10 protein-coding genes and 1 pseudogene are annotated in these 11,737 nt (G+C 68.6%); 3 read left to right on the top strand and 8 right to left on the bottom strand.

Annotated elements, in window-relative coordinates:
- Positions 1–67 precede the first annotated feature (67 nt).
- The 5 genes from AC1DFU_RS27255 to AC1DFU_RS27235 all read right to left on the bottom strand — a co-directional run bounded on the left by AC1DFU_RS27255 (position 68) and on the right by AC1DFU_RS27235 (position 6,961).
- Entirely contained in the window at positions 68–286 is a 219-nt protein-coding gene (locus AC1DFU_RS27255) for a hypothetical protein (protein WP_092301853.1), read from the bottom strand.
- A gap of 218 nt (positions 287–504) precedes the next feature.
- Positions 505–2,115 (bottom strand): gamma-glutamyltransferase family protein, encoded by a 1,611-nt coding sequence (locus AC1DFU_RS27250; protein ID WP_441593746.1) that lies wholly within the window; start codon positions 2,113–2,115, stop codon positions 505–507.
- Between the two features lie 7 nt (positions 2,116–2,122).
- On the bottom strand, positions 2,123–4,723 hold the full coding sequence (locus AC1DFU_RS27245) for a branched-chain amino acid ABC transporter ATP-binding protein/permease (protein ID WP_477159825.1): 2,601 nt from the start codon (positions 4,721–4,723) through the stop codon (positions 2,123–2,125).
- Positions 4,720–5,598 carry a branched-chain amino acid ABC transporter permease gene (locus AC1DFU_RS27240; protein WP_092301859.1) on the bottom strand — a complete coding sequence of 293 codons (879 nt, stop codon included), beginning with the start codon at positions 5,596–5,598 and terminating at the stop codon, positions 4,720–4,722. The genes AC1DFU_RS27245 and AC1DFU_RS27240 overlap by 4 nt, the downstream gene beginning before the upstream one ends.
- A 187-nt stretch (positions 5,599–5,785) precedes the next feature.
- Positions 5,786–6,961 (bottom strand): ABC transporter substrate-binding protein, encoded by a 1,176-nt coding sequence (locus AC1DFU_RS27235; protein ID WP_092301862.1) that lies wholly within the window; start codon positions 6,959–6,961, stop codon positions 5,786–5,788.
- Positions 6,962–7,213: 252 nt separating this feature from the next.
- On the opposite strand from AC1DFU_RS27235, the gene AC1DFU_RS27230 reads away from it, so the two are divergent.
- From AC1DFU_RS27230 to AC1DFU_RS27220, 3 genes are read left to right on the top strand one after another with little or no spacing between them, the layout of a single operon-like run.
- On the top strand, positions 7,214–8,188 hold the full coding sequence (locus AC1DFU_RS27230) for a polysaccharide deacetylase family protein (RefSeq protein ID WP_441593741.1): 975 nt from the start codon (positions 7,214–7,216) through the stop codon (positions 8,186–8,188).
- Positions 8,189–8,192: 4 nt separating this feature from the next.
- Positions 8,193–9,002 carry a GntR family transcriptional regulator gene (locus AC1DFU_RS27225; RefSeq protein WP_441593739.1) on the top strand — a complete coding sequence of 270 codons (810 nt, stop codon included), beginning with the start codon at positions 8,193–8,195 and terminating at the stop codon, positions 9,000–9,002.
- Positions 9,003–9,014: 12 nt separating this feature from the next.
- On the top strand, positions 9,015–9,650 hold the full coding sequence (locus AC1DFU_RS27220) for a flavin reductase family protein (RefSeq protein ID WP_092301868.1): 636 nt from the start codon (positions 9,015–9,017) through the stop codon (positions 9,648–9,650).
- Here AC1DFU_RS27220 and AC1DFU_RS27215 read toward each other — a convergent pair.
- The 3 genes and pseudogenes from AC1DFU_RS27215 to AC1DFU_RS27205 form a co-directional block, all read right to left on the bottom strand.
- Positions 9,627–10,667: a branched-chain amino acid ABC transporter permease gene (locus tag AC1DFU_RS27215; protein ID WP_441593737.1), complete on the bottom strand. Its 1,041-nt coding sequence runs from the start codon at positions 10,665–10,667 to the stop codon at positions 9,627–9,629. The two genes, AC1DFU_RS27220 and AC1DFU_RS27215, sit on opposite strands and share 24 nt — an antisense overlap.
- On the bottom strand, positions 10,668–11,555 hold the full coding sequence (locus tag AC1DFU_RS27210) for a branched-chain amino acid ABC transporter permease (protein ID WP_441593735.1): 888 nt from the start codon (positions 11,553–11,555) through the stop codon (positions 10,668–10,670).
- Positions 11,556–11,576: 21 nt separating this feature from the next.
- Positions 11,577–11,737: pseudogene (locus AC1DFU_RS27205) on the bottom strand (ABC transporter ATP-binding protein); the annotation flags it as partial.

Raw genomic sequence — 11,737 nt, 5'->3', positions numbered from 1 at the left:
ATGGCTATCGACCGGCGGCATCCCATTGATGCCGCCAGCGGTCAGCGGTCAGGTCAGTGCGAAAGGTTCAGCATTCCCGGCCGACGGCTTTCAGCATCGAGCGGCCATGGGCAGTGATTTGAGGGCAAGGCCGTCGGCCTTGTTCGGCTTGCAGGGTAACGAGTTCGCGGGCGACGAGTGCATCGAGGTCGACGGGATCGATCTCGCGTGCGTCCGCAGTATCGGAGCGGGTATGGGGGCCGTTGCCGATCAGCATCAGCGTGGCCAGTTCGTGTGGGCTCAGCACGGTGTTCTCCTTGGCGAGAGGGGAGCGGTTGCTGGGGACTCGGGGGTCGCCTGGCAGTAGCGGCCTCCGTTAGGGATTGTGGACTATCGCGGCCCGGCTTTCACGCTGCAACGCATCGTGATCGGAGGTCGACAGTTTGCGACAGTCATTGCTTTGACGAGCCCCATCGGGGTGGGTTCCACACCGATACAAAGCCGGTACATCCCCACCGTGCCGTGTTACACGCCCATCGCCACACCGTCGCTGCGCGGATCGTGCGCGCCCGCCAGCGCGCCGTCTTCGCCGATGGCAATCACGCCCGGATGCCCCGCCAGCGGGCTCTGCGGCGAAATGACGCTCACTTCATGGCCACGGCGTGCCAGGGCCGTGATCACGTCCGTGCCAGCGTCGGCTTCCAGCTTCAGGCTGTCGGCGGCATCGGAGAAGGTGCGGCCGAGCAGGAAGCGGGGCCGTGCCAGCGCCGTGAGCGGGTCCATGCCGTAGTCGATCAGCCGCGTGAGCACGGCGGCCAGCGTCTGCGGCTGGCCGTCGGCGCCCTGCGTGCCGTACAGCAGGCGCGGCTTCCCGTCCTTGAGATACATGCCCGGATTCAGCGTATGGAACGGACGCTTGCCCGGTTGAATCGCGTTGTGATGGGTGGGATCGACGCTGAACGCCGCGCCCCGGTTGTGCCACAGGATGCCGGTATCGCCGGCCATCACGCCGCTGCCCCAGTCGAAATACACGGTCTGGAGCACGCTCACGCAGCGGCCCTCGCGGTCCACTGCGCTCAGGAAGACGGTGTCGCCGTGCTGGTAGACGTGCGGCCAGTCGAGCGCGCGCGCCGGGTCGATGCGCGCGGCCATGGCGTCCAGGCGCGCGGGGGCGAGCATCGCTTCGGCCGGTACGTCGACGAACTCGGGGTCGGCCACGTAGCGGTTGCGCTCGATGAACGCCTCCTTCACGGCCTCCACCAGCAGGTGGTAGTAGTCCGCGCTGCCCTCGGCGATGCCGGTGAGGTCGAATCGATCGAGGATGCCGAGGATCTGGAGCGTGGTCACGCCCTGCGTGGGCGGCGGCAGGCTCAGCAGCTCGCCGCCACGATAGGGCACGCGCAGCGGCAGCGCGTCGCGCGCGGCGGTGCGCGCCAGGTCCGCCATGCGCAACGGCGAGCCCACGGCGCGCAGGCCGGCGACGATGCGCTCGGCCAGCTCGCCTTCATAGAACTCGCGCGCGCCATGGCCGGCGATGCGTTCGAGGCTGCGGCCCAGCGCCTGCTGGCGCAATGTCGTGCCGATGGCCGGGATTGCACCATCGGGCATGAAGGTCTGTGCGAAGCCGGGCCAGTTGCCCAGCTCATCGGCCCGGAAGTTCTGCCAGAAATGTTGCGATGGCGTGACCGGGAAGCCCTCGTGCGCGTAGGCGATGGCGCGGCGGAACAGCGCGGACCAGTCCTGCCGGCCGCCCCAGGTGTCGCGGCTGATGGTGAAGGCGCGGTCCCAGGTATCGACCGTGGCGGCGGTGGTCAGCGTGGCGCCCGGGCCGCGCGTGGGAATCGACTCGCCAAACGCCGGCAGCGCCTGCGCGGCCTGGCCGATGCCGGACAGCGTGCGCACGTTGCCCGCGCGGTCGCTGATGAGCCAGAAGGCGTCGCCGCCCAGCCCCGTGAAGTGCGGATAGGTGACGGCCAGCGTGGCGCCGATGGCGATGGCGGCTTCGATGGCGGTGCCGCCATCGCGCAGGATCTCGAGACCCGCCTCGCTGGCGAGCGCATGCGGGCTGGTGACCATGCCCTCGCGGGAATGGGCGAGATTGGGGGCGAGGGCGGGGGTATGCGGGTTTGGCGTCATCGTGGGTTCAATGTCCTCCCAGATAGGCCTGCACCAGCGCCGGGTCGCGCGCGAGTTCGTCGGCCGGGCCGCTGGCCACGACGCGGCCTTCCTCCAGCACATAGGCGCGGTCCGCCAGCGACAGCGCGAGCGCGGCCATCTGGTCGACCAGCAGGATGGTGATGGACGCCTCGCGCAGCGTATCGAGCGAGGCGAACAGCTCGTCGATGACCTTCGGCGCGAGGCCGAGCGACGGTTCGTCGAGCAGCAGCACGGTCGGCTGCGACATCAGCCCGCGCGCCACGGCCAGCATCTGCTGTTCGCCGCCGGAAAGCAGGCCGGCGCGCTGGTGCTGGCGCTCGCGCAGGCGCGGGAAGCGGGCGAACATCGATTCCACGCGGCGCATCATCTCCACGCGCGGGAGCGGGCCGGACGGGAAGGCGCCAAGGCGGAGGTTGTCGAGCACGGACAGCTCCGGGAACACCTGCCGGCCTTCCGGCACGAGTACCACGCCCATCGCGGCGATGCGCGCGGCGTCGAGCCGGGCGAGGTCGGTCCCGTCGAACGTGATGCCGCCTTGCATCGGGCGATGCAGGCCCGCCAGCGCACGCATCAGCGTGGACTTGCCGGCGCCGTTGGCGCCCAGTAGCGCGACCATCTCGCCCTCCCGCACTTGCAGGTCCACATCGTGCAGGACCGGCGCGGCGCCATAGCCGGCGCGCAGCGCGCTCACGCCCAGCACTTCCGGCAGCGGCGCGCCACCCACCGGCTGGCTGGCCGAGGGTTTGCGAGCCGGCGCGTTGGCGGCGTCGCCCAGATAGGCGCGGCGCACGGCTGGATCGGTGCGGATCGCCTCGGGCGTGCCCACGGCCAGGCGCTGGCCGGCATCGATCACGACGATGCCATCGGAGACATCCATCACGAGCGACATGTCGTGTTCGACCAGACCGACGGCCACGCCGCTATCGGCGATCTTGCGCAGCAGGCGGCCCAGCGTGGCCTTGTCCTCGCGCGAGAGGCCGGCGGCCGGTTCGTCCAGCAGCAGCACGGCGGGCCGCGTAGCCAGTGCGCGGGCGATTTCCACGAGGCGGCGGTCCACGTGGGCCAGATCGGCGGCGCTGGCGTCCGGGTCGCCGGTGTAGCCGCAGGCGGCCAGCAGTGCGCGCGCTTCCTCGCGCACGGCGGGGGCGGTGAAACCGGCGATGCCGAGCAGCGTGCCGAGGCGGCCCTTTGTCAGTGCGATGGCCACGTTGTCCGTGGCGCTCATGCCGGCGAAGAGCTGCGTGGTCTGGTAGGTGCGGGCGATGCCTTGCCGCGCGCTGTCGCAGGCGCCGCGCGCTGACAATGGCGCCGTGCCAAGCTGGCGCCCGCCCTCGCGCGGACGGTAGTAGCCGGACAGCATGTTCAGCACGGTGGACTTGCCGGCGCCATTGGGGCCGATCAGGCTCGTCACCTGACCCGGCGGCAGATCGAAGGACAGGTTGTCCACGGCGCGCACGCCGCCGAACACCATCGACAGGCCGAGCGCCGAGAGGCCCCGGCGCGTCTCCTCCGGTCGCACCGGCAGCTGCGCGCCAGCCACGGAAGCATGGGCGGCAGCCGCGCGGGCCGGCCGCAGGCGGCGCAGCAGGTCCGTCACCACGCCCACCATGCCCGTGGGGGCCACCCAGAGCACCACCAGCAACAGCATGCCGAAGCAGAGCAGGCGCAGGTTCTCCAGGCTGGACAGCAACTCGGGCAGCAGGCCAACAACAACGGCGCCCGCCACCGGGCCGACCACCGTGCCCGCCCCGCCAATCATCACCACCAGCACGAACAGGATCGATTGCAGGAACGAGAACATCCCCGGCGTGACCATGCCCTGCAGCGGCGCAAACAGCCCGCCAGCCAGCCCCGCCAGCGCGGCGGAGAACGCGAAGCCCACGGTCTTGACCACGAGCGGATTGACACCGATCGACGCCGCAGCGGTTTCGCTGTCACGCACCGCGCGCATCGCCGCGCCCCAGCTACCGCGTGCGATGCGGGCATAGGCGGCCAGCGCCACGCCCAGCACGGCCAGCGCGATCAGCGCCAGTGCACGCTCGCCGCCTTCCACGCCGGGCAACGACGGTTGCGCGATGCCCATCAGGCCGTTCTGCCCGCCGGTCAGCGCGCGCCACTCCACGGCGCCGTGCTCGACGATAAAGCCGAAGGCGATGGTGACCATCGCCAGGCCGGGGCCCTTCACGCGCAGCGCGGGCAGGGCGAGCAGGCCGCCCAGCAGCGCGGCGATCAGCGCGCCCACCGGCCACGCGGCCCAGAAGCTCCAGCCGGCCTGGCCGGTCAGGATGGCGACCGTGTACGCGCCGATCGCATAGAAGCCGACATGGCCGAACGACACCTGCCCGGTGAGCCCGAGCAGCAGGTTCAGGCCCACGCCGCAGATGGCCAGCATCGCCACGCCGGCAATCACGAAGACAAAATAGCCGTTGAGCGACAGCACGAGCCCGCCGGCGGCCAGCAGCACCGCCAGCATGGCGAGGATCTGGAGTGGCGTGCCCAGCCCGAGCAGCGGGGCGGCGGCGCGCGCCGGCCGGGCCAGCGGCGCAGGGGAAGCCGGCGGATTGGAAGAAACCATCGAATCGTTCATACCTTGCGTACCTCCGCGCGTCCGAACAGGCCGTCCGGCCGCAGGGCCAGCAGCGCAATCACCAGCGCGAACGTGATGATCTGGGTGTAGCTGGAGCCCAGCGATGCGGTGATCAGCGCCTCGGCCACGCCGAAGATCAGCCCGGCAATCATCACGCCCCAGGCACTGGAGAGCCCGCCGAGAATGGCCACGGCGAAGGCTTTCAGGCCGAACACGGTGCCCATGTCCGCCTGTACGTTGAACAGCGGCGCGATCAGCACGCCGGCAATGCCGGCCAGCAGCGTGGAAATGGCAAACGCGCCGGCGATGGTGCGGCGGATGGGAATGCCCATCAGGCGCGCGGCGTCGCGGTTCTGCACCACGGCCAGCATCGCCACGCCCCAGCGCGAGCGGCGCAGCACGTAGTGCAGCACGGCCGCCAGCGCGAGGCCGACCACGGGAATCACCAGTTGCAGCGGATAGACGCCGACGCCGGTATCGCCCAGCTGCACGGACTGTGCGGCGAGCGGGGAGGGCAGGCTGCGCGGCTCGGTGCCGAAGGCGAGCATCACCAGGTTATCGAGCACGATGCCGAGCGCGACGGTAGCCATCAGCCACGCATTGGAGCCCCGGCTCGCGAACGGGCGCACGGCCAGGAATTCCACGGCCAGCCCGTAGAGCGCGCACAGGCCGAGGGCCAGCACGATGGCGAGCGGCATCGGCCAGCCGAGCGTCTGCGCGAAGCTGTACGTCAGCACTGCTCCCAGCATCATCGAACTGCCCTGCGCGAAGTTGACGGTGGCGGACACCGCGTAGGTGATGTGGAAGCCCAGGGCCATCAGGCCATACATGCTGCCCAGGCCGAGCCCGCTGATGAGGGCGGAGATCCAAAGCATGGTGAATCCTTGATTTTGCTTGCCAATCGATATCGCGCGACGATGCGCCGGCCCTCTCCCCCGGCCCCTCTCCCGCACGCGGGAGAGGGGAGCAAACCGACGGTGTTCGCCCCTCTCCCTCTGGGAGAGGGGCGGGGGAGAGGGCAGGCGCTTGAACGATCGATATTGCTTCTACGAAGCGCCTGTCTTACTTCGCCACCGGCACGATGCGGTTGTCGATGAACTGCGCCCAGACGTAGTCGTTTTCGCTCAGGGCGTCATGCGCGGTCGGGGAGAACGGTTTCACGTAGGTCTTGATCAGGCCCTCGTAGCGGTCGATCTTGTAGAAGCCTTCGCGGATGGCATCGCCCTTGGTGCTGCCGGCCTTGGCAATCGCCAGCGCAGCGAGCTGCGTGGCGTCGTAGGCGTTGGCCACGCCCACGGCCGGGGTGATGTCGTCCGGGCCCTTGATGTCGCTGTACTTCGCCTTGAGGTCGGTCACCACGCGCGTGCTGACCGGGGTCTGTGCGCCGAAGAAGCTGTACGTCTGCACGAAGTGGACGTTCTTGGCGTTCGGGCCAGCCAGTTCGGTGAAGCGGCCGCCGGCCGGGCCCCAGTGGGAGACCACCGGCACCTTCCAGCCCATGCGGTCCAGCGACTTCACCACCTGCGCGGACGGGCCTACGTTGCCCACCATCAGCAGCACGTCGGCGCCGGCGGCCTTCAGGCGGCCGAGCTGGGGCACCACATCCACGTCATTGGCCTCGAATTTCTCCACGCCCACCGGCTTGCCGCCCTTGGCGGCCATCGCGGCGACGATGCCCTTCTCGTTCGACTCGCCCCACGGGTTGTTCACCAGGATCAGGCCGGGCTTGGTGGCGTTGAAGGTCTTCTGGGCGTACTGGAGCATCGCCTTGTCCACGACCTCGTCCACGGCGGACACGCGGAAGGCGAAGTTCGGGTTGGCGCCATTGCGCGTGATCGGCGTGCCGGCGGCCCACGGGCCCATGAACGGCACCTTCTCCTGATTGGCGATCGGCACGATGGCCATCGACACCGGCGTGTCGAGCCCGCCGAACAGCACGGCCACCTTCTCCTTGTAGATCAGCTCGCGCGCGGCCAGCACACCCTTGGCCGGGTTGCCCTCGTCGTCGCGGCGCACCAGTTCCAGCTTGCGGCCACCCAGCAGGCCGCCCTTGGCGTTGATCTCGTCGATGGCGACGGTCATGCCGCGCGTCAGCGACTCGCCGGCGCGCGCCGACTGGCCGGACAACGCCGTGATCAGGCCGATCTTGATGGTGTCGGCGGCCTGGGCGGGCAGCGCCGTCATGACGCAGGCAGCGGCGGCGGTCGCGAGGAGGGCGCGGCGTTGGGGACGAAACATGGCAGTTCTCCGGATGGGCGGATCGATGGGGATGGGTGCTTCGATCCACCCGGCTCGCAAGAGCCGTGCCAATCCGTCGACAAAACCGAAAATGATCCCGGAGCGATTGACCCGTCAAGATGCAGACGATCTGGCCCGCATTTTGCGAACGATCTGCAAACCTGGCTGCATACGATCCGTCATGGTTCATGTCGCACGAATCCGGTGCGCGATGAGCCAAAGCGGGGCACATTTGATGAGAGGCATCCCTCCATGACGCAAAACCCGAGTCCGCTGGCGGCCACGCAGGCCACCGCCGGGCTTCCCACCTTCGGCCCGCTGCGCGACCATGGCCGCTTTCCGTACCGGCCGATTACCGACGCCGACCCGTTCCGCTGGCCCAATGGCGCGCGGCTGGCGGTCTACCTCGGCTTCAATATCGAGCACTTCGCCTTTGGCGAGGGGCTGGGCGCGAACCTCGGGCCAGTTTCGCCGCAGCCGGACGTGCTCAACTACAGCTGGCGCGAGTACGGCAACCGCGTGGGCGTGTGGCGCTGCCTGGAGTTGTTCGACCGGCTGGAGATGCCGGCCGGCGTGCTGCTGAACACCGCGCTCTATGACCATTGCCCCGAAGTGCTGGACGCCTGCCTGGCGCGCGGCGACGAGCTGATCGGCCATGGCCACACCAATGCCCATCGCCAAAGCGAGTTCGACGAAGCGGGCGAGCGGGCGCTGCTGGTGCACTGCCGGGAGCGCATCGCGGCGCATAGTGGGCGGGCGCCGGGCGGCTGGCTGTCGCCGTGGATCTCCGAGACGATGGTGACGCCGGACCTGCTGGCCGAGACTGGCTACCGCTACACGCTGAACTGGGCACACGATGACCGCCCGGTGCGCATGGCCACGCGCGGCGGCCCGCTGTGGTCGATTCCCTATCCGCAGGAACTGAACGACATCCCGATGATCATCGCGCGCCACCTCGACGGTGCCGCCTTCGCCGACATGATCATCGACCAGTTCGACGAGATGCTGGCGCAGGCCAACGATCCGCAGCACCCGCAGCCGCTGGTGATGGGCATCGCGCTGCATCCCTACCTGGTGGGCCAGCCGTACCGGCTGCGGCACCTGCGCCGGGCGCTGGCGCATATCGCGGCGCGGCGCTCCCATGGCGAGGTCTGGCTGACCACGCCGGGTGCGATCTGCGACGCGATGGATGCCGTGGACCCTGTCGCAGTGACCCCTTCACGCTAATATCATGGCCATCGTTTCCCTGACCGAAGTCATGTCCACCAAAGCTGCCAGGAAGCCCGCGGCCGCCAAGGCCGCCGCCAAGCGGACTTCCGAGACCGTCAAGCCCGTCGATCCGATCGAGGAAGAGACCGCCGACGACGCCGATACGCGCATCTATCAGGCCATCTTCGACGGCGTGCTCAACCATCGGCTGACGCCGGGCACCAAGCTGCCCGAGCCGGAGCTGTGCCAACTGTTCGGCGTGGGCCGTGCCGTGGTGCGTCGGGTGCTGGAGAAGCTGGCCCACGATGGCATCGTGGCGCTGCGGCCGAACAAGGGCGCGGTGATCGCCGAGCCCACGCCCGAGGAAACCAGCCAGATCTTCGAGGCCCGCCGGGCGATGGAACGCGTGCTGGTGGAACTCGCCGTCACGCGTGTGACCGAAGCCGATCTGCGCGACCTGCGCCGCCAGTTGGCCGAGGAGCACGACGCCATGCACCGCTTCGACCAGCCCTCGTGGGCGCGGCTGGCCAGCGGCTTCCACCTGCGCATTGCGGCGCTGGCACGCAACCCGGTGCTGCAACGCTACCTGACCGAACTGGTCTCGCGCTGCTCGCTGATCGTGGGCCTCTACGAGCCGCCCGGCCACGCGCCGTGCGAGCACGACGAGCACGCGGCCATCGTCGCCTGCATCGAGGCCCGCGATGCGGCCGGCGCCGTCGCGCGCATGGAAGCCCATTTGCGCGAACTCGAGGAACGGATCGAAACCTCGCGCATGCAGGGCGAGAAGAGCCTGGCGCAGATGCTGGGATTGCCAAAGACCAGCAAGGGCTGACCGGAACACCCCATGGAAATCGACTTCAACGCCATCACCGAATACCAGCGCTACAAGCTCATGGCGAGTCTGATCGTGCCCCGGCCCATCGCGCTGGTGACCACGCTCGGGCCAGACGGCACGGCCAACGCCGCACCGTTCTCGATGTTCAACATGCTGGGAGAGGAGCCGCCGATCGTGATGATCAGCGTCAACCGCCTGGGCGACGGCGCGCTGAAGGACACGGCGGCGAATATCGTGCGCACGAAGGAGTTCGTGGTGCACCTCAGCGACGAGGCCATGGCCGAGAAGATGCATCGCTGCGGCGAACGGCTGCCGCCCGATGTGAGCGAACTGGCACGGGTGGGCCTCACGGCGGCGCCGTGCACCCAGGTGGCGGTGCCCCGGATTGCCGAGGCGCCCGTCGCGTTCGAATGCACGCTGTGGGAGACGCTGGAGACCGCGAGCCGCCAGATCTTCATCGGCCGCGTGCTGCGCCTGCATGCGCGGGACGGGCTGATCGACACCGAACGCTGGCGCGTGCGCCTGCAGGACTACTTCCCCGTGGGGCGTTTCGGCGCCAGCTTCTACGTGACCACGCGCGACCGCTTCTCGCTGGAGAAAGAGGCCGGCGTGGTCACGGCCTCAACCGCGATCGACGAGATGTGAACCGAGCGGCGCGGCGGGACGGCGGCGCTGTTGCCACTGCGCCGCCTTGGCGATGATCTCGCCGACAATGCCGCGCCGGAACGTCAGCACGCAGATCACGAAGATCACGCCGGTCACCATCGTCACGGACTCGCCGAGCGTGTTGAACCAGTCGAAGCCGGTGAGCCTGGCGAGGAACGTGCCGAGGTCGCCCAGCTTGTTCTCCAGCGCGATCACCACCAGTGCGCCCACGATAGGGCCCGTCAGCGTGCCGAGGCCGCCCACCAGCGTCATCAGGATCACGGCGCCGGACATCGACCAGTGCACATCGGTCAGCGTCTCGAAACCGAGCACCAGCGCCTTCAGCGAGCCGGCCAGCCCGGACAGCGCCGCCGACAGCACGAAGGCGGCCAGCTTGAAGCGATCTACGTCGTAGCCGAGCGACACGGCGCGCGGTTCGTTCTCCTTGATGGCCTTGAGGATCTGGCCGAACGGCGAATGGATGATCCGCACGATCAGCGCGAACGCCGCCACCACGATAACGAGTACCACGTAATACAGCACGAGGTCGTCGCCCAGCGGCAGCAGGCCGAACAGGTTGCCGCGCGGAATGCCCTGGATGCCGTCCTCGCCACCGGTGAACGGCGCCTGCAGGCAGAAGAAGTACAGCATCTGCGCCAGCGCCAGCGTGATCATCGAGAAGTAGATGCCCTGGCGACGGATGGCCAGCGCGCCCATCGCCCAGCCCGTGACGGCGGCGCCGGCGGTGCCGATCAGCAGGCCCAGTTCCGGCGTCACGCCCCAGACCTTCATGGCGTGACCGGCCGCGTAGCCGGCGCCGCCGAAGAAGGCCGCATGACCGAAGGACAGCAGGCCGGTGTAGCCGATCAGCAGGTTGAAGGCGCAGGCGAACAGTGCGAAGCACAGCACCTTGAGCACGAACACCGGGTAGGCGCCGAGCATCGGCGCCAGCGCCACGACGAGCAGCGCGATGCCGTAAAGCGCGGCGCGGCCGCGGGGGTTTTGCGAATCCAGCATTTATTTTTCCTTCCCGAACAGACCGGCGGGACGCAGCAGCAGCACGATCACCATGATGAAGAACACGACCGTGGAGGACGCTTCCGGATAGAACACCTTGGTCAGGCCCTCGATCACGCCGAGGCCCAGGCCGGTGAGGATGGCGCCCATGATCGAGCCCATGCCGCCAATCACCACCACTGCGAACACCACGATGATCAGGTTCTGGCCCATCAGCGGCGAGACCTGCACCACCGGCGCGGCCAGCACGCCGGCGAAAGCCGCCAGCGCCACGCCGAAGCCGTAGGTCAGCGTCACCATCAATGGCACGTTCACGCCGAACGCTTCCACCATCTTCGGGTTCTCGGTGCCGGCGCGCAGGTAGGCGCCGAGCTTGGTCTTCTCGATGACGAACCACGTGGCGAAGCAGACCACCAGCGAGGCCACCACGACCCAGCCGCGATAGTTCGGCAGGATCATGAAGCCGAGGTCGGTGGCGCCTTGCAGCGCGTCCGGCGGCGAGTAGGGCAGGCCGGACACGCCGTAGATCGAGCGGAACACGCCCTCGATCACCAGCGTGATGCCGAGCGTCAGCAGCAAGCCGTAGATGTGGCCGAGCTTGTAGATCCAGCGCAGCATGGTCTTCTCGATGACCACGCCAAGCACGGCCACCACCAGCGGCGAGAGCGCCAGCATGACCCAGTAGTTGAGGCCGGCGTACTCCATGCCGGCCCAGGCGAGCACGGCGCCGAGCATGAACAGCGCGCCATGGGCGAAGTTGATCACGTTGAGCAGGCCGAAGATGACGGCCAGCCCAAGGCTCAGCATCGCGTAGAACGCGCCGTTGACGAGCCCCAGCAGCAGCTGGGACATCAGCGCCGGCAGGGGAATCCCAATATCGAAAGTCATGAAATGCGGTTCCCTTTGTGTCTACACGCCGAGCAGTTCGTTCAGCACCGGCATCTTGGCCTGCAGTTCGGCGGCGGCGAAGCGCTCGACGATCTGCCCGTGCTCCATCACGTAGAAGCGGTCGGCCAGCGGCGCGGCGAAGCGGAAGTTCTGCTCCACCATCACCACCGTGTAGCCCTTTT

The organism is Cupriavidus sp. 10L45, from assembly GCF_056395225.1.
Note: the sequence above shows the minus strand (reverse complement) of the source record. Positions and strands in the feature narration are given on the sequence as shown.